This window comes from Kitasatospora sp. NPDC053057, assembly GCF_044546945.1.
GTDB lineage: Bacteria > Actinomycetota > Actinomycetes > Streptomycetales > Streptomycetaceae > Kitasatospora.
The window spans coordinates 1-17,674 of sequence record NZ_JBITZP010000066.1 but is presented as its reverse complement, the minus strand read 5'-3'; the positions used below and the strand labels follow the sequence as shown (position 1 = coordinate 17,674).

The 17,674-nt window shown below is 73.0% G+C and carries 18 protein-coding genes; 14 read left to right on the top strand and 4 right to left on the bottom strand.

The genetic code is table 11. The features are described 5' to 3' along the window. Positions 1 to 109: 109 nt before the first annotated feature. From ACIG5E_RS37055 to ACIG5E_RS37030, 6 genes are all read left to right on the top strand, one after another. Positions 110 to 1,156, top strand: a complete 1,047-nt coding sequence (locus ACIG5E_RS37055) for an SAM-dependent methyltransferase (protein ID WP_396541305.1) — start codon at positions 110 to 112, stop codon at positions 1,154 to 1,156. Continuing rightward, a complete protein-coding gene (locus ACIG5E_RS37050; RefSeq protein ID WP_396541303.1) occupies positions 1,156 to 2,178 on the top strand; it encodes a pyridoxal phosphate-dependent aminotransferase in 1,023 nt (340 codons plus the stop codon). The genes ACIG5E_RS37055 and ACIG5E_RS37050 overlap by 1 nt, the downstream gene beginning before the upstream one ends. A 54-nt stretch (positions 2,179 to 2,232) precedes the next feature. Beyond that, positions 2,233 to 3,474, top strand: a complete 1,242-nt coding sequence (locus ACIG5E_RS37045; protein WP_396541301.1) for an MFS transporter — start codon at positions 2,233 to 2,235, stop codon at positions 3,472 to 3,474. Between the two features lie 165 nt (positions 3,475 to 3,639). After that, positions 3,640 to 4,770 carry a 4-hydroxyphenylpyruvate dioxygenase gene (gene hppD, locus ACIG5E_RS37040; protein ID WP_396541299.1) on the top strand — a complete coding sequence of 377 codons (1,131 nt, stop codon included), beginning with the start codon at positions 3,640 to 3,642 and terminating at the stop codon, positions 4,768 to 4,770. After that, positions 4,767 to 5,897, top strand: coding sequence for an alpha-hydroxy acid oxidase (locus tag ACIG5E_RS37035; protein ID WP_396541297.1), 1,131 nt, complete (start codon positions 4,767 to 4,769; stop codon positions 5,895 to 5,897). The genes hppD and ACIG5E_RS37035 overlap by 4 nt, the downstream gene beginning before the upstream one ends. Beyond that, the gene (locus ACIG5E_RS37030; RefSeq protein WP_396541295.1) at positions 5,894 to 7,207 is read left to right on the top strand and encodes an aminotransferase class I/II-fold pyridoxal phosphate-dependent enzyme; all 1,314 of its coding nucleotides are present in this window, start codon (positions 5,894 to 5,896) and stop codon (positions 7,205 to 7,207) included. Before ACIG5E_RS37035 ends, ACIG5E_RS37030 begins: the two co-directional genes overlap by 4 nt. Before the next feature lie 42 nt (positions 7,208 to 7,249). On the opposite strand, the gene ACIG5E_RS37025 is transcribed toward ACIG5E_RS37030, so the two are convergent. Then, positions 7,250 to 8,101: a PhzF family phenazine biosynthesis protein gene (locus tag ACIG5E_RS37025; RefSeq protein ID WP_396541293.1), complete on the bottom strand. Its 852-nt coding sequence runs from the start codon at positions 8,099 to 8,101 to the stop codon at positions 7,250 to 7,252. 47 nt (positions 8,102 to 8,148) lie between these two features. Further along, entirely contained in the window at positions 8,149 to 9,243 is a 1,095-nt protein-coding gene (locus ACIG5E_RS37020) for a DUF5937 family protein (RefSeq protein WP_396541291.1), read from the bottom strand. Between the two features lie 102 nt (positions 9,244 to 9,345). On the opposite strand from ACIG5E_RS37020, the gene ACIG5E_RS37015 reads away from it, so the two are divergent. The 8 genes from ACIG5E_RS37015 to ACIG5E_RS36980 all read left to right on the top strand — a co-directional run bounded on the left by ACIG5E_RS37015 (position 9,346) and on the right by ACIG5E_RS36980 (position 16,010). After that, positions 9,346 to 10,626 carry an MFS transporter gene (locus ACIG5E_RS37015; RefSeq protein ID WP_396541289.1) on the top strand — a complete coding sequence of 427 codons (1,281 nt, stop codon included), beginning with the start codon at positions 9,346 to 9,348 and terminating at the stop codon, positions 10,624 to 10,626. Positions 10,627 to 10,653: 27 nt separating this feature from the next. Beyond that, positions 10,654 to 11,217 carry a hypothetical protein gene (locus ACIG5E_RS37010; RefSeq protein ID WP_396541287.1) on the top strand — a complete coding sequence of 188 codons (564 nt, stop codon included), beginning with the start codon at positions 10,654 to 10,656 and terminating at the stop codon, positions 11,215 to 11,217. Between the two features lie 306 nt (positions 11,218 to 11,523). Beyond that, positions 11,524 to 12,327: an MBL fold metallo-hydrolase gene (locus ACIG5E_RS37005; protein WP_396541285.1), complete on the top strand. Its 804-nt coding sequence runs from the start codon at positions 11,524 to 11,526 to the stop codon at positions 12,325 to 12,327. 7 nt (positions 12,328 to 12,334) lie between these two features. Next, positions 12,335 to 12,766, top strand: a complete 432-nt coding sequence (locus tag ACIG5E_RS37000) for a nuclear transport factor 2 family protein (protein ID WP_396541283.1) — start codon at positions 12,335 to 12,337, stop codon at positions 12,764 to 12,766. Between the two features lie 135 nt (positions 12,767 to 12,901). Continuing rightward, positions 12,902 to 14,176: an NAD(P)/FAD-dependent oxidoreductase gene (locus ACIG5E_RS36995; RefSeq protein WP_396541281.1), complete on the top strand. Its 1,275-nt coding sequence runs from the start codon at positions 12,902 to 12,904 to the stop codon at positions 14,174 to 14,176. A 487-nt stretch (positions 14,177 to 14,663) separates the two neighbouring features. Then, positions 14,664 to 15,119 carry a hypothetical protein gene (locus ACIG5E_RS36990; RefSeq protein WP_396541279.1) on the top strand — a complete coding sequence of 152 codons (456 nt, stop codon included), beginning with the start codon at positions 14,664 to 14,666 and terminating at the stop codon, positions 15,117 to 15,119. Positions 15,120 to 15,174: 55 nt separating this feature from the next. Next, positions 15,175 to 15,531 carry a hypothetical protein gene (locus ACIG5E_RS36985; RefSeq protein WP_396541277.1) on the top strand — a complete coding sequence of 119 codons (357 nt, stop codon included), beginning with the start codon at positions 15,175 to 15,177 and terminating at the stop codon, positions 15,529 to 15,531. Beyond that, complete coding sequence (locus tag ACIG5E_RS36980; protein ID WP_396541307.1) at positions 15,420 to 16,010, top strand: transposase family protein; 591 nt, start codon at positions 15,420 to 15,422, stop codon at positions 16,008 to 16,010. The genes ACIG5E_RS36985 and ACIG5E_RS36980 overlap by 112 nt, the downstream gene beginning before the upstream one ends. Positions 16,011 to 16,106: 96 nt before the next feature. Here ACIG5E_RS36980 and ACIG5E_RS36975 read toward each other — a convergent pair whose 3' ends face one another. Further along, a complete protein-coding gene (locus tag ACIG5E_RS36975) occupies positions 16,107 to 16,430 on the bottom strand; it encodes an ArsR/SmtB family transcription factor (protein ID WP_396541275.1) in 324 nt (107 codons plus the stop codon). 17 nt (positions 16,431 to 16,447) lie between these two features. Beyond that, on the bottom strand, positions 16,448 to 16,906 hold the full coding sequence (locus tag ACIG5E_RS36970) for an SRPBCC domain-containing protein (RefSeq protein WP_396541273.1): 459 nt from the start codon (positions 16,904 to 16,906) through the stop codon (positions 16,448 to 16,450). Positions 16,907 to 17,674 lie beyond the last annotated feature (768 nt).

The window sequence follows — 17,674 nt, the reverse complement described above, 5'->3', positions numbered from 1 at the left end:
GAGTGCCCGCCACCGAAGTCCCCGTCGACCCCCGCACCGCTGCGACACCCCCACACCACCACGCCGAGCGGCCGCGACCCGGCCCACCACGAGGAATGGACACCAACCGATGCAGACTGCCGTCATCCCCGACTCCTGGCGCGGCGTCACCCCGGCGCCGATCTCGTCGACCGACGCCTACAACGGCTTCATCGCCGCCAACGTGATCTTCGCGCTGGACCGGATCGGCGTGCTGGAGCAGATCGGCCGCGGCGAGCCGCTCTCGGCCGCCACGATCACCGCCGGGTCCGGTGACACCGCCCGCACCGAGGCCGTGCTGCGCGCCGCCGCCGACTACGGCTACCTCAAGGCCGACGGCTCCGGCTTCCTGCCCACCGAGGCGGGCATCGAGATCGCCTCCGCCCGCGGCTACTTCACCTGGGCCGTCGGCGGCTACCACGACGTCTTCGGCCGCGCCGGGCACCTGAGCACCGGCTCGCACCGCTACAACGAGGACGTCCACCGCGACGAGGCGATGGTCGCCCTCGGCTCCGCCCAGTGCGACCAGTCGCTGTTCGCCGCGCAGCTGACCGACGTGCTCTCCGGCATCGACTTCCGCACCATCGCCGACCTGGGCAGCGGCACCTCCGCCCGGGTGCGCCGGGTGGTCTCGCAGCGCGCGGGCTCCCGGGGCCTGGGCATCGACATCAGCCGCCCGGCCACCGAGATCGCCCGCGCCGACATCGCCGCGGCCGGGATGCGGGACCGGGTCACCGCCGTCCGGGCCGACGTCCTGGGCCTGCTCGGCACCCAGATCGACAACGACGCCGAGGCCGCCGAGGTGGCCGAGGTCGACACCGTGATGAGCTTCTTCCTGCTGCACGACCTGCTGGCCGACCCGACCACCCGCTCCTCGATCTTCACCCGGATGCGCCAGGCCTTCCCGAAGGCCCGCACCTTCGTGCTCGGCGACACCATGCTGCGCGGCCCGGGCGAGTCGCAGAGCGCGATGCCGGTCTTCTCGGTCGGCTTCGAGCTGGCGCACGCGATGATGGGCGTGCCGCTGCACACCAAGGAGACGTACGAGCGGCTGTTCGCCGACGCCGGGCTGCGGATCGACCGCGTCGAGGCGCTGGCCACCCCGCACTCCTGGCTCTACGTCCTGCAGGCCGACTGATGGCCGCCGCCTCCGGGGCCAGACACCTGCTGGCCCAGAACGAGCACCCGTACCCGCCGCTGCCGTCCGTCCTGACCGCCCTGGCCGGGGCCGCCTCCGACCTGAACCGCTACCCGGACCTCCGCCCGGAGCGCTTCGCCGGGCTCATCGCCGACTGGCAAGGCGTCCCGGCCGCGCAGGTCGTGGTCGGCCACGGCTCGGCGGGCGTGGCGCTGGACCTGTTCCACTCCGTCGTCCGCCCCGGCGACAACGTGGTGCACTCGGCGCCCTGCTTCGACGCGTACCCGCTGTTCTGCCGGATCGCCGGGGCCGAGGCCCGGGCCGTGCCGCTCGGCCCGGACGCCCGGCACAACCTGGCCGCGATGGCCGGGCAGTTGGACGAACGCACCCGGATCGTCGTGCTGTGCAACCCGCACAACCCGACCGGCACGGTCTACTCCTGGGCGGAGCTGACGGACTTCCTCCGCCGGGTGCCGGCCACCGCGCTGGTCCTGCTGGACGAGGCGTACATCGACTTCGCCCGGGGCTGGGCGGCCCCGGACGTCCCGGCCCGGATCGCCGAGTGGCCGAACCTGGTGGTGCTGCGCACCCTGTCCAAGTCGCACGGCCTGGCCGCGCTGCGGATCGGCTACGCCGTCGCCGAGGAGTCCGTGGCGCAGCGCGTACGGGACCACCAGGTGCCGTACGCGGTGAACCGGCTCCAGGAGGCGGGCCTGCTGGCAGCCGTCGCGGCCCAGGAGGAGGTGGACCGGCGGATCGCCGAGATCGCCGAGGAGCGGGACCGGCTGCGGGCCGAACTGCTCGCCCTGGGCCGGCCGGTGCCGCCGAGCCTGACCAACTTCCTCTGGGTGTCCGCCCCCGGCGACGAGACGCCGGTCAAGGAGGAACTGGAGCGGCTCGGCGTGGCCGTCCGCTTCTACCCGGGCCAGGGCATCCGGATCGCCGTCGGCGAGAAGGACGCCAACGACGCCGTGATCGAAGGTTTCACCCGCGCCCACCGGGCCGCCACCGCGCCCCACTAGCGTCACCAGCCGACCCGCACCTTCCACCGAGACAGCAGCAGCTAAGGACAGCACATGCACCCACTTCTGGCGCGGCCGGAATTCCGGCTCTACATCGCGGGACAGACGCTGTCCGTCCTCGGGGACAGCGCGCTCTTCATCGCCCTCGGCATCTGGGCCAAGGTTCTGACCGGGAGCAGTTCGGCCGCCGGTCTGGTGATGTTCTGCTACGCCGTCCCGATGCTGCTGCTGCCGCTCGGCGGCCTGGTCGCCGACCGGGTCCGCCGCCGACCGCTGCTGGTCACGGTCAACCTCGTGCTGGCGGTGGCGGTTTCGCCGCTGCTGCTGGTCGACGGCCGCGGCCAACTGTGGATCATCTACGCCACGGCGGTGCTCTACGGGCTGGCCGGGGCCGTCCTCACCCCGACCCAGAGCGCCATGCTGCGCACCATCCTGACGGAGCGTCAGGATTTCGGCGCGGCAGTCGGGTTCACCCAGACCATGCGCGCGGGCACCACCCTGGTCGCGCCGCTGGTCGGCTCCGGCCTGTACGGGTGGCTCGGCGGCCGGGCCGTCGCCCTGGTCGACATCGGCATCCTGGTCGCGGCGGCGCTCGCCTTCCTGGCGCTGCGGGTGAACGAGCCGAGGCCGGAGCCGTCCGGCCGGCACTGGCGCACCGAGGTGCTGGCGGGCTTCCAGCACCTGCGCACCACCAGCTCGCTGCTGCCGCTGCTGATCGCGACCACCGCCACCGCGACCGTGCTCAGCTTCCTCCAGCCGGTGCTGTTCTCGCTGATCCAGCACGGGCTGCACCGCTCGCCGCAGTTCCTGGGCGTGCTGGAGACGGTGGAGGCGGTCGGGGCGCTGGGCGGCTCGGTGCTGGGCGGCATCCTGATCGGCAAGCTCGGCCCCCGACGGACCGTCATGCTCGGCTCGGCGGTCTTCGGGCTCGGTGCCGTCCTGTTGCTGGTGCCCTCGGTCTGGGTGGTGTCGGCCGGCCTGCTGATCGCCGGGGCCGGCATGCCGGCCGGGGTGGTCGGCCTGGCCACCGCCGCCCAGTCCCTCACCCCGCCGCAGCTGATGGGCCGCACCCAGGCGGCCGTCAACCTCTCGCTCACCGCCCCGCAGGCGATCGCCATCGGCGTCGGCGCCGGGCTGGTGGCCGCGCTGGACTTCCGGACGGTGCTCGCCGCCATGGTGGTCGGCGCGCTCCTGTCGGCCGTCTTCCTGCTCGGCAAGCCCGATGCCGTCATCGAGGACGACGAGGACGACGAGGAGTCGGCCGAGCAGCCCGCCGAGCCCGCCTCGCGCTCCTAGGGCGTGTCTTGCGGGTCCTTGCCGGGGCCACAAGACACGCCCCGGTCCACCCGCCCGACCGGACCTTCGAACCACGCCACCGGCCCACCCCGGCGGCGGCCCTGCCGCACCGCACCGCCGCCCGGGGTGGGCCTCCGCGCACTCCTCACGAGAGAGCCACCTCAGATGCCCGACCGTCCCTCTCCCGACACCGACCGGCACTCGGCTCCGCTCCCGCTGGAGCTCGAACTGGACCACATCGAGTTCTACGTGGCCGACCTCGCCGCCGAACTCGCCCGGCTCACCGCCGAGTACGGCTTCGACCTGCTCGTCCCACCCACCGAGCGTGGCGAGAGCGCCGAGCGCTGCGTCTCGGCCCTAGTCGGCCAGGCCGCCATCCGGCTGCTGCTGACCCAGCCGCTGGCCGCCGGCCACCCGGCCACCGACTACCTGGCCCGGCACGACGACGGCGTGGCCGCGCTGGCCCTGCGGGTGCCGGACGCCACCGCCGCCTACCGGACGCTGACCGGCCGGGGCGCCGACGGGCTGCGCCCGCCGCAGGCCGTGGACGGCTGCGTCACCGCCGTGGTCGGCGCCTTCGGCGACGTGGTGCACACCCTGATCGAGCGGGGCCCCGACGTCCCCGCCGACCGGATACCCGGCCTGCCCGACGCCGCGCCGGTCGGCCAGGATCCGACCCGCGCCGCCCACGGGGTGGGCCTTCGCTCGGTCGACCACTTCGCGGTCTGCGTCCCCTCCGGCGAGCTGCGCGGGACCGTCCGCCGCTACTGCGAGGTCTTCGGCTTCCGGATGATCTTCGAGGAGCGGATCGAGGTCGGCGCGCTCGGCATGGACTCGATGGTCGTGCAGAGCCCCGACCACAGCGTCACGCTCACCCTGATCGAGCCGCTCACCCCGGACGCCGGCGGCCAGATCGCCTCCTTCCTCGCCGACCACGGCGGCGCCGGGGTGCAGCACGTGGCCTTCTCCTCCCAGGACGCCGTCCACTCCGTCGCCACCATGGCCGCGCGCGGCGTGCCCTTCCTGCGCACCCCGGCCGCCTACTTCGACGCCCTGCCCGCCCGGCTGACCCCGCTGCGGCATTCCCTCGACCAGCTGCGCGAGCTCAACCTGCTGGTCGACCAGGACCACGACGGCCAGCTGTTCCAGATCTTCACCCGCTCCCGCCACCCGCGCGGCACCTTCTTCTTCGAGGTGATCGAGCGCATCCGGGCCCGCAACTTCGGCAGCAACAACATCCGCGCCCTCTACGAGGCCGTCGAGCTCCAGCGCAACGCCAGCGAAGTCGCCGGATGAACGCGCCGACCATCACCGACCGCCAACCCCCGCTCTCCGTAGCCGAGTTCGCCGACCTCGCCCGCTCCGCCCTGCCGCCCGAGGTCTGGGACTGGCTGGCCGGCGGCGCCGAGCGGGAGCACACCCTCGCCGCCAACCGGGCGGCCTTCGACCGGCTGGCCGTGGTGCCCCGGGTGCTGGCCGACGTGTCCGCCTGCGACACCTCCGCGACCCTGGTGCGCAGCCGGTCGGCCCTGCCGGTGGCGGTGGCGCCGGTCGCCTATCACCGGCTGTTCCACCCCGAGGGCGAGCTGGCCTCGGCCCGGGCGGCGGCCGCGGCGGGGGTGCCGTTCACCGTCGGCACGCTCAGCAGCGTCGGCCTCGAAGAGCTGGCCGCGACGGGCGCCACGCTCTGGTTCCAGCTGTACTGGCTGCGCGACCGCGGGCGGCTGCTCGACCTGGTCACGGCGGCCGCGGCGGCGGGAAGCGAGTGCCTGGTGGTCACCGCCGACGTGCCGTACATGGGCCGCCGGCTGCGCGACGCCCGCAACGCCTTCGCCCTGCCCGGGGACGTCCGCGCGGTGCTGCTGGAGGGCCGCGCCGCCGGGCGGGCGCACCGGGCCACCACCGAGGTCTCGGCGGTCGCCGCGCACACCGCCGAGCTGCTCTCCCCCGCCGTCACCTGGGCGGACCTCGCCTGGCTGCGCGAGCGGACCGAACTGCCGCTGGTGGTCAAGGGGGTGCTCGATCCGGCGGACGCGCTGCGGGCCGCCGAGCTGGGCGCAGCGGCCGTGGTGGTGTCCAACCACGGCGGCCGCCAGCTCGACCGGGCGGTGCCCTCGCTGACGGCGCTGCCCGCCGTCGCCGAGGCGCTGGCCGGCCGGGACTGCCAGGTGCTGCTGGACAGCGGGGTGCGCGGCGGCTCGGACGTGCTGACCGCGCTGGCCCTCGGGGCGTCCGGGGTGCTGCTCGGGCGGCCGCTGATCTGGGGCCTGGCGGCCGGCGGCGAGCCGGGCTGCGCCCGGGTGCTGGAGCTGCTGGCCGCCGAACTGCGGCACGCGCTCGGCCTGGCCGGCTGCGCCGACCTGGCCGCCGCCACCGAACTGCGCACCACCCCGATGCCCTGCCCCGCCTGGAGCGCCCCGTGACCCTCATCGCCCCACCGCACGAACCGCGGCCGGCCGAACTGCGGCTGGCCGAGCTGCACCCGTCCCTCGCCGACCCGGCGATGACCTCGATGAACCTGCTCAACGAGATCTCCATCCGCTACCCAGAGGCGGTCTCCTTCGCGGCCGGCCGCCCGGCCGAGCAGTTCTTCGAGCTGGACGCCGTCCACCGCCACCTGGACCGCTACGTCGACCACCTGCGCACCGAGTGCGGCCTCTCCGAGGAGGCGGCCCGGCGTCAGGTGCTCCAGTACGGGCGGACCAAGGGGATCATCCACGAGCTGATCGCCGCCCACCTCGCGGTGGACGAGGGCATCGAGGTGCCCGCCGAGTCGATCGTGGTGACGGTCGGCTGCCAGGAGGCGATGTTCCTGGTGCTGCGGGCGCTGCGCCGCGGCCCCGAGGACGTGGTGCTGGCCGTCTCGCCGACGTACGTCGGGCTGACCGGTGCGGCCCTGCTGGCGGACCTGCCGGTGCGGCCGGTGGCCGACGGCCCGGACGGGCTGGACCTCGCCGACCTGCGCCGCCGGCTGGCCGCCGCCCGGGCCGAGGGGCTGCGCCCGCGCGCGCTCTACCTGGTGCCGGACGTGGCCAACCCGAGCGGTGCCAGTCTGCCGCTGGAACTGCGCCGGGAGCTGCTGGCGCTGGCCGCCGAGGAGGACTTCCTGGTCCTGGAGGACAACCCGTACTGCCTGTTCGCGGGTGAGGAGCGGCTGCCCTCGCTCAAGGCCCTGGACACCGGGCGGCGGGTGGTCCACCTGGGGTCCTTCGCCAAGACGGCCCTGCCGGGCGCCCGGGTCGGGTACGTGGTGGCGGACCAGCTGGTGGCGGACGGCGCGGGCGGCACCCTGCTGCTGGCCGACCTGCTCGGCATGATCAAGAGCATGACCACGGTGAACACCTCGCCGATCGCCCAGGCCGTGATCGGCGGGGCGCTGCTCGAACACGGCCTCAGCCTGCGGGCCGCCAACACCGAGGTGGCCGCGCTCTACCGGCGCAACCTCGCGCTGGTGCTGGAAGGGCTGGCCCGGCGCTTCCCGCCCGGCAGCGGGGTGAGCTGGAACGAGCCGCGCGGCGGGTTCTTCCTGGTGCTCACCGTGCCGTGCACGGTGGACGACGCGCTGCTGGAACTCTCCGCCTCGCGGTACGGGGTGATCTGGACTCCGATGTCCCACTTCTACCCTGGCGCGGGCGGGGAGCGGCAGCTGCGGCTGTCCGTCAGCCAGGTCGACCCGGCGACCGTCGACCGGGGGCTGGACGGCCTGGCCGCCCTGCTCGCCGCCCGGTCCTGACCTCCGGCGGGCGGGGAGCAGCCCCGCCCGCCGGAGCACGTCCTACGGGATCGCCACCGCCGTGCCGGAGACCCGCACCCGGGCGTCCTCGGCGCGCAGTTCGACCCGCAGGACGCCCGGGCGGCCGAGGTCCTCGCCCTGGTGCAGCGTCAGCACCGTCGGCACCGCCACCGCGCCCAGCTCGCGCAGGTACGCGCCGAAGGCGGCCGCGGCGGCGCCGGTGGCCGGGTCCTCGACCACGCCGCCGACCGGGAACGGGTCGCGGACGTGGAAGACCTCGGCGGCCTCGCGCCAGACCAGCTGCAGGGTGACCAGGTCGCGGGCGCGCATGAAGGCGGCCAGGCCGTCGAAGTCGTAGTCCAGGCGGGCCAGCCGCGCCCGGGTGCCCGCGGCGAGGACCAGGTGCCGGGCACCGGCGTAGCCGATCCGCGGCGGGAGCGCCGGGTCCAGGTCGGCGGCCGCCCAGCCGAGCAGCGCGAGCGCCTCCTCGACGTCCGCCGCCGGCACCTCCTCGACCTTCGGCTCGACGCTGGTCAGCGTCGCCCGCAGGCCGTCGGCACCGCGCTCGACCTCGACCGGCACGTCACCGGCGGCGGTGCTGAACACATACCGCCCGGGGCCGATCCGGTCGGCCAGCGCGACGGCGGAGGCCACGGTCGCGTGCCCGCAGAACGGCACCTCGGTGAGCGGGCTGAAGTACCGCACGCGGTACGTGTCCTGGGCGTCCCCGGCGGTCAGGAAGGCGGTCTCGGAGTACCCGACCTCGGCGGCGACGGCGAGCATCCGCTCCTCGGTCAGTCCGGTGGCGTCGAGCACCACGCCCGCCGGGTTGCCGCCCTCGGGGCGGATCGCGAAGGCGGCGTAGCGAAGGATCTCAGGAGCGTCGTCGGTCATGACCGGACGAACGTCCCACCGGTGATCACTGTTCCCGGCGGCCCGGGTCAACGCAGCACCGCCTCCAGGAAGTCCGAGCCCAGCCGGGCACTGCCGGCCAGGTCGAGCTGGTAGAGCATGTACCGCCCGCGCCGCTCGGTGATCAGCAGCCCGGCCTTGCGCAGCACGGCCAGGTGGCGGGACACCTCGGGCGCGCTGAGCCGCCAGGCGGTGGCGAGTTCGCCGGTGGTGTGCGGGCCACGGGCGATGGTGCGGGCCAGCCGCAGCCGGATCGGGTGGGCGAGCGCCTCCAGCCGCTGCTGGACCAGGGCGAGCGAGACCGGCTCGGGCAGTCCGGCCTCGGCGACGGGGTACTGGAGCACCGGCCGCCAGCCCTGGGCGTACACCGCAAGCAGGTGGGGGCGGCCGAAGACGGTCGGGATGAAGGTGACGCCGCCCCGGTCGGCGGCGTTGGCGGTGCTGTCCTGGAGCTTGTCGATGACGATCCGCCGCCGCCCGTCGCGCTCGTCCAGGGAGACCGAGGGGGACATCGCGCCGACCGCCTCGGCGAGGCCGCGGCGGGCGAGCAGGTCGGCCTTGCGCCGGGCGTCGGCCGCGAGGTCGGGCAGGACGCGCTGCCAGGCGTCGGCGAAGAACGCGGACTGGCAGTCCTCCAGCATCTTCCGCACCAGCACCCGCACCGCGGGCGGATCGGCGAGCAGCCGCTCGGCGAAGGCGGCCTGCCGGGGGCCCCGGGCGAGGGCGAGGTCGCGGGCGCGCTCATTGGCGACCGGATCGGTGAGCGGGGAGTCCAGCCGGTGGGGGAACCGGGAGGCGCCGCAGGTGGTGATCAGGGCGGAGGCGACGTACAGCTCGTCATCGAGCCGGTCGACGGCGTCGAGTTCCTCGGCGAGGGTGGTGGCGGGCAGGCCGGGGACGAGGAAGTCGGCGCGCGAGGAGCGCCACAGGAAGTCGGCCTCCAGCAGCCGTTCGGCCAGCTCCGGCGGGATCGCGGCGGTGGTGCTGGCCGCCCAGCCGTGCAGCGCCGGGTGGTGCGCGGGCTCGGCGAGCACGTGCAGCATGGCGTTCAGCTCGGCGAGCGGGGACGGGGTGAAGAGCAGACGCTCCTCGGGCAAACCAGTGATGTCTATCGTCACACTCACGAGAGGCGATCCTGCCACCCTCTCCCACCTGCCCTTCCGTCGATTGACGCTAACCGTCAATCGACGGGACACCGGCCCCCACCCGGGCGGACCGTACCGGCCATGAGTGTGACCCAGGAGAAGTCCGTCCATGACCACGCCGCCGTCCGCACCGGTGAGCCGCCCGCCCTTCCGATCGGTACCGGCCGCGGCGGCCCGTCTGCGCTGCTGAGCCTGCTGACCGCCGCCGGCGGCCCCCGGTACGCGGCGGCGCTCGCCGTGGACGCGGTGGGCGGCGGCATGCTGCGCCCGTTCCTGCTGCTGTACGGCGTCGGGGTGCTGCACCTGCACGCCGGGGCGGTCGGCCTGGCCCTGTCCGCCGGGATGGTCGCGGGCCTGCTGGTGGTGCCGCTGACCGGCCGTTGGATCGACAGCGGCGCCCGCACCCTGCCCGCCGCCGTCACCCTGGTGCTCCGGGCGGCGGGCGCGCTCACCCTCCTCACCGCGGACGGACTGCCGCTGTTCACCGCGGCGGCGGTGCTGTTCGGCATCGGCAGCCAGTCCTGGCCGACCACCCACGCCGCCGTGGTGAGCACCCTGACCGAGGGCCGGCTGCGGGACGCCGCACTCGCGGCGGGCAAGTCGGTGCGCAACGCCGGCCTCGGCGCGGGCGCGCTGCTGGCCACCGTCGCGGTGGCCGGCGGAACGGACTCGATCCGCCTGCTGGCCGGTGTGACGGGCGTGGCCTGCCTGGTCGCCGCCACACTGGTCGGGTCGCTGCGGGTACGGGCGCCGCAGAAGGTCGTGGAGCAGGCCGCGGCCGCCGGGGCGACGGGCGAGCCGCTGCGCCGGATCACCCTGCTGAGCCTGGCCAACCTGCCGTACGCGTTCTGCTTCGACGTGCTGGAGGTGGCGCTGCCCGCCCTGCTCGTGCTGCACCTGCACACCTCCGCCGCCTGGTCCTCGGGCGTGTTCGTGGGCAACACCGTGCTGGTGATCGCACTGCAGCTGGCCATCGTGCTCCGGCTGGCGAAGCGCTCGCGGCGGGCCGTACTGGCGGCCGCGGGGGCGGTGCTGAGCGTCTCTTACCTGGGCTTCTGGGCAGCAGGCACGCTGGGCGGCACCTCGGGGGCGGCGGGCGTCGCGGTGGTGGCCGTGCTGTACACGCTGGGCGAGATCCTCTACACCGGCTCGGGCGTCGCCCTGGTGTCGGCCTCCGCCCCGCCGCACCTGCTCGGGCGGGCGCTGGCCCGCTGGGAGCTGTCCTCGGGGGTCGGCCGGGCGGCCGCGCCGGCGGTGCTGACGGCGCTGCTGGCCTCCGGCCCCGGGCTGCTGTGGGGGGCGCTCGCGGTGACCACGGCGGTCGGGGCGCTCGCGGTGCTGCGGCTGGGGCCGACCGAGTAGTTCCGACCGGATGGGATGATCATCCGCATGGCACTCAACCCGTTCCAGCAACAGCTCCACGACCGCGTCGTCGCCGCCACCGAGGTAGTCGCCCCGCCGGCGCCCTGGCGGCCGGTCCGCGGCGGACTGATCCCGGTCGGCGGGCTGATGGGCATCGGCTTCGCCGTCCACCCGGAGACCGGGCACGACCTCGTGCTGACCGTCTCCAGCAGCGGGCACGGCCTGTTCGACGCGGTGACGGGCGAGAAGCTTGACCGCGACTACGACCCGGCGGAGGACCCGGACGGCCCGGACCTCTCCTGCCCCGGCATCGGCCCGGTCGCCGACGTCCGGATCCCGGTGGCCGGCCTGTGGGGCGGTGGACTCCACAACCACGCCGCCGGCACCTGGGGCGTCGAGGTGATCTCCCCGGAGTGGCCGAACCACCGCGTCCTGCTCACCTCCGGCTCCTGGACCGGCGAGCACGGCAAGGCCTGGCACCACATCTTCCACGCCTCCTGGTCCGAGTTCCGCGCCGCCGGTTTCTCCCCCACCGGCCGCACCCTCGCCGTGGCCACCAGCAGCGAGCTCACCCTCTGGACCCGGCCGTAGGGCCTTCAACACCGGTGGCCGGAGGAGCCGTTGTCGGCTCCTCCGGCCACTTCGTCAGTTCAGGTGCTCAAACGCGCGACGGTCCGTCAGACGCCCCCCCGGTGGAGGCGGGACGGGCCCCGGGCGTCCGCGACGCACACCGGGTGTCGTCCCAGCGGGGGGCGGACTGCACCCGATCGGCCTCACCCGAACGGCCCTGGCCCGGAGCACGAACGGGCGACCCCCGGCGGCTTCCGGATGCGAACCGGGCCACCACCGCCGATCCTGGCGACGAGGCGTGCCCGGCCCGAGGAAGGACTCCGTAGCATGAGCGCTCTCGACTTCGACATCATCGACGCCCCCGACAGCTCGCTCAACAAGACCTCCGTCCTGGTCACCGGCCCGAACGACGCCCTGCTGGTGGACGCCGGGTTCACCCGTTCCGACGGGCGCCGGCTGGTCGAGCGGGTGCGGGCCACCGGCAAGCGGCTGACCACCGTGTTCGTCAGCCACGGCGACCCGGACTTCTACTTCGGCGCCCAGGAGGTCCAGGACGCCTTCCCCCGGGCCCGCTTCCTGGCCACCGCCTCGACCGTGGAGCACATCCAGGAGACCTTCGACGACAAGCTGCGCGCCTGGGCGCACCTGGGCCCCGAGCTGCCCACCCGGCTGGTGCGGCCCGAGGTGCTGCCGGGGGACGAACTCGTCTTCGAGGGCCACCGGTTCGAGCTGCGCGGCGCCGACTTCCACCTGCCCGACCGGCACTACCTGTGGCAGCACCACCACCGGGCGGTGCTCGGCGGGGTGCTGCTCTTCGAGGGGCTGCACGTGTGGACGGCCGACACCCCGACCGCCGCCCAACGGGCCGCCTGGATCGACCTGTTGGACGGCATGGAGGCGCTCCATCCGACCTGGGTGGCGGCCGGCCACCGGGTCACCGACGCCCCCACCGACCTGAACGCCATCGACCACACCCGCGCCTACCTGCGCGCCTTCGAGACCGAACTCGGCCGCAGCGCCGACGCGGCCGCCGCCAAGGAGGCGCTGGAGCGGCGCTTCCCCGAGCTGGGGCTGCGGATCGCGGTCGACATCGGCACCAAGGTCGCCAAGGGCGAGATGGCGTGGAGGTGAGCACACGATGATCGAGATCCCCAGGGACATCGCCGGTTTCGCCGAGTCCCCCGCCCCCGCCGACGTGGTGCGCCGCCAGTACCTGGCCTCCGCCCGGGGCGACCTGGCCTCGCTGCGCAGCACCCTCGCCGAGGACGTCGAGTGGACCGAGATGGCCGGTTCCCCGCTGGCCGGCACCTACCGCACCCCGAAGGGCGTCACCGCCAACGTCATGGAGCGCCTGGACGCCGAGTGGGACAACTGGACGGCACACGACGACACCTACGTGGTGGACGGCGAGAACGTGGTGGTGCTGGCCCGCTACACGGCCGTGCACAAGGCCACCGGAAAGCCGCTCGCGGTCCGGGTCGCCCACCACTTCACGGTGCGCGGCGGCCGGATCGTCCGTTTCGAGCAGTTCACCGACACCGCGCTGGTCAGGGAAGCGATGACCGGGTGATCCCGGGGCGCCCCGCCACCGCGGCGTTCACCCGAACGGGTTAGCGCGGCGCGGCGCGCCCGGCGCGGTCTCGACAGACCACCCGGACGGCGGCAGGCTGGCCCCGGATCTTCAACGGAGCGCAAGGAGTCGGGCATGGCGGGCAGCGAGCGGCCGATCGTGATCGTCGGGGCGTCCCTGGGCGGTGCGAAGGCGGCCGAGGCACTGCGTGAGGCCGGGTACCGGGGCGGCATCGTCCTGATCGGTGAGGAGCACGAGCGCCCGTACGAGCGGCCGCCGCTGTCCAAGGGCTACCTGATGGGCAAGGAGAGCCGGGAGAAGATCTACGTCCACCCGCCGCAGTGGTACGCCGACCACGACGTCACCCTGCGCCTCGGCACGGCGGTGGCCGCGATCGACCCGGCCGCCCACACCGTGACCCTCGCGGACAACGGCGAGATCGCCTACGGCAAGCTGCTGCTGACCACCGGCTCGGTGCCGCGCCGGCTGCCGGTGCCCGGCGCGGACCAGGACGGCGTGCTCTACCTGCGCCGGGTGGAGGACAGCGACCGGGTCAAGGCCGCTCTGCGCCCAGGCGCCCGGATCGCGGTGATCGGCGCCGGCTGGATCGGCCTGGAGGTGGCGGCCGCGGCCCGCACGGCGGGCGCCGAGGTCACCGTCCTGGAGGCGATGGAGCTGCCGCTGCTGCGGGTGCTCGGCCGGGAGGTCGCCCAGGTCTTCGCCGACCTGCACCGCGACCACGGCGTGGACCTGCGCTTCGGCGTCCAGGTGACCGAACTGACTGGCGCCGACGGCACGGTGAGCGGTGTCAAGCTCGGCGACGGCAGCGAGGTGGCGGCCGACGCGGTGGTGATCGGCATCGGCATCTCGCCCACCACCGCCCTGGCCGAGGCCGCCGGGCTGGAGGTCGACAACGGCATCAAGACCGACCAGCACCTGCGCACCTCGGATCCGGACGTCCACGCGGCCGGCGACGTCGCCAACGCCTACCACCCGCTGTTCGGCAAGCACATCCGGGTCGAGCACTGGGCCAACGCCCTCAACCAACCGCAGACCGCCGCCCGCGCGATGCTCGGGCAGCCGGACGCGGTGTACGACCGGGTCCCGTACTTCTTCACGGATGCCGAGTGGACACCTCGGCATCCTAACGAGCCGGTGGCGTCGCGGGACAAGCTGAGCATGGAATACCTCGGCTACGTTGAGCCTGACGGCTACGACCAGGTGGTGTTCCGAGGCGACGTGAAGGCCAACGAGTTCATTGCGTTCTGGCTCTCCGGCGGCCGGGTCCTCGCCGGTATGAACATGAACATCTGGGACGTCACCGACCCGATCCGCGAACTGATCGTCTCCAAGCGGGTTGTGGACGCCGACAGCCTGGCGGACCCCAACGTCCCCCTCGGCGAGGTCTGAGACCCGACCGGAGCCCTGGCCGACGAGCAGCCAACTGACCACCACTGCGGGCCGCACGAACGGGACCGGTTCGGTGGCCAGGACTCCCTCCGGCAGGCGTACAACCCTCGCCGAGTAGGGAGAAACCGTGTCGCGCGGCCCATCCGGCCACTTGACCCCCAGTCGCCCGGCGATAGCCATCGCTGCACGTCAGACGGTAGACAGTCCGCGCTGTTCGTTCACCGAAAGGCACCTCAGAGACGGTGGTGAACGACGCGTGGTCCCCGGCAAGTCCCCACCAGTCCTCCTTTCCCCTGCGGCCCCCAGCCACGCTCGATGGGGAACCGCATACAGAGAGCCTTCGCCATCTTCGAACGTGCTGGTCAGCGGGGCTGGCGTGCTGGTGGCGGGCGGAAGGCTGCGGCCTTGCTCGTCTGACGGGGCAGGGCGGGGTCGGTTTCTCCAGTTCCTCCACGCCACCGCCCTTGTGCCGCTTACCATCCGGTTCATGGTGGAGTCCGAGATCGCTGAACGGATCGCGGCGCGACGCGCGGAACTGGACGAGCTCGAAGAACAGCTGGCCAAGCAGCTCGCAGAGGTCCGGGCCGAACGCGACGAACTCGCCGTCGCCGAACGGGTCTGGCACCGGATGGCCGAACAGCTCACCGCCGAAACGGCGGCGGCCGCACCGGCTGCCGCACAGGTCGCGGGCCATGCCATGCTGCTGGTCCCGCATCGCGGACCAGGCGTCGGCGAGGACGCGCTGCCGCCGGAGTATCAGCGCATCCTCACGATCGTGCGCGACGCGGGCGGGGCGGTGGCGACCCGGCAGGTCGGCGAGGTGCTGGGGCTGGAGGTGGCGGTGCGGGGCAAGCTGGAGCCGCTACGCGGGAAGCTGTCCAAGCTCGCCGGGCGGGGCTGGCTGCGGAAGCTGCCCGACGGCCGATTCACCGCACGCCTGTGACCCGCCGCTGGCCGTGTGGCGTAACTGTGGTGCCCCCGGCGGCCGTTGAGATTGTGTGACCAATAAGAACGAGCCCGCCGAGGGCGTCTCCCTTGTCTACCAGTGCAAGCTGAACCTGTCCACGCGCACCGTGGACTACCTCGCCGGCCTGCTGCGGTCCCACCTGAAGGCGATCCGCTCACCGTGGCGGTCCCTGTCCGCGGGCCGGATAGCGGTGCTCGTGCTGGCGATGCTGCGGCACGACCAGCGCCTGCGCGACCTCGCCGGCGGCAACGACGTGCCCGAGTCCACCCTGCGGCGCTGGCGCGACGAGATGATCAACCTGCTCGCCGCGCGAGCCCCGCGGCTGGGCCGGGCGCTTCGCAAGATCACCAGGCAGGGCCGGGAGGTCGTGCTGATCGACGGCACCTGATCCCCACCCAGCGCCGCACCGGAAAGGCGAACCGCCCGAACTACTCCGGCAAGCACCACCGCCACGGCCTGCACTTCCTCGCCTTGACCGACGAGAAGGGCCGTCTGATCTGGATCTCTGCGGCCCGGCTGGGGCGGACCCACGACGCCACCGCCGCCCGCCACGACAAGATCGTCGAGCACCTCAAGGTGGCCGGCCTCGGCGCACTCGCCGACCTCGGCTTCCTCGGCGTGGACAAACCCAAGAACCCCGACGACCAGGTCATCGTCACCGGCTACAAGGCCACCCGCGCCCGCAAGCTCACGCCCGGCCAGAAGCAGGCCAACCGCGTCCTGGCCGCCGGACGCGCCCCCGTCGAACACGGCTTCGCCCACCTGAAGAACTGGCGGATCATCACCAGGCTCCGCACCGACCCCCGCCGTGCCACCCAGCTCCTGCGTGCCCTGCTCGTCCTCACGAACCTGGAAGTCAACCGCTGACCAGACGATCAAGACGGCAGACACGAGCCCCGGACCAGTATGAGCGTCGACCGCCACGCCAGCCCCGCCGACCAGGACTTTCGAAGAGGCGAAGCCTCACGGATGACGTTCGTCCTCGGCCAGTTGCTTGATCGCGCTCAGACGGTGTTCCCACTGGGCGGCGAGTTCGTCTAGCCACCGCGTTGTCCGCAGGAGTGGACCGAGATCGGCCTCGTAGCGGACTTCGCGTCCAGCGCGGTGGCCGCGGACCAGGCCAGCGCGTTCCAGAGCGGCTAGGTGCTTGGCCACCGCCTGGCGTGTGACGGGCAAAGCCGCAGCGAGGGAGGTGGACGTCGCGCCGCCGTCGCGGGCAAGAACAGAGAGGATCTGACGACGGAGCGGGTCCGCCAAGGCGTGCAGGACCTCCTCGGGGGCCTGCACGCTGCCATTCCTGCTGGTCATACTTCAGCGTGCTCGAACCGCTCACGGAGCTGGTCAAGCTTGCCAGGCCAGTTCCGACTGTTGGCACGGTGGCGGTCGGCCACCTCGTCGTCCGACAGGCCGAGCCGGGTGAAGCCGCTCTCGACCATCGTGAGCCGAGTACCTCCGGTGGCCTGGTCCACGGTCAGCGTGAACTCGACGAGCGTGGCGTTGGAGGCGGTGGGCTCCTCACCAGCAGCACCTTGTGACCAGCGCCAGGAGAAGGTGCGCGGCGGCTCGACCGTTTCGATGCGGGCCGGGATCGCGCCATGAACGCCATGGTCGAAAAGCAGTACGCCCCCGGGGCGCAGTTCGACCTTGACGGGATCTCCATTGCCGAACCAGCTTCCCAGGAAGGCGGGTTCGGTCAGCACCGACCAGACCCGATCCGGGGTGGCGTTGATGACGATGGCGCGTTCGATCGTGTCGGGGATCATTGAGACCTCATCTCATCTGGATGTGTCACCTAAAGGTTGCACATCCAGATGCCCATGCGCAACCAGTTAGTTGCGCATGGGGCGCTGATCCGCTCCTCGATCTCGGACTCCACTATGAACCGGATCACAGGCGGAAGCAGCAGCGCGCGGGAACCGGAGAAACCGCACCGGTCGGCGCCGTCAGATGATCAAGGCGGAGGACTCCCGCCCGCGACCAGCACGAGCACCCCCAGTGAGCGCCACGCCAGCCCCTCCGACCAGCACGTTCGAAGATGGCGAAGACTCAGAGAAGTAGAACTCGGGATACTCACCCAGAGGTCGTACTCACTGCTCTCGCTGTAGTGGTGCAACACCGGCAAGTATGCGGAGCGACGGCCGAGGAGTGCGACATCAGCCGCGTTACGGCGCAGCTGCGATGGTGCCGCACCGGAACGGTGCGAAGCGACTTGACCATGTTAGCCAGGTTGAGGTGGAGCCGTGGCTGCGACGGTACCGTACCGGGAAGGTGCGGAGCGACATCCTCAAGGCCTGAAGCGTGGCGGTGGGTGTCGTAGCTGCGATGGTGCCGCAGCAGTAAGGCGCGGAGGAGCCAGTGAAGCGAGTAGCCCAGCATGGGCGCGTGGGTGCTGCGATGGTGCCGCACCGAGGCGGTGCGGAGCCGGTCCCCAAAACAGGCTCTTCTGCTCCATCTGTGGGTCGCTTCGGAGAGCCTGACGCAGTGCACGCCGCTCCCTGTGCGGATCTTGAGGTGTTGAGGCCCGAGATCGA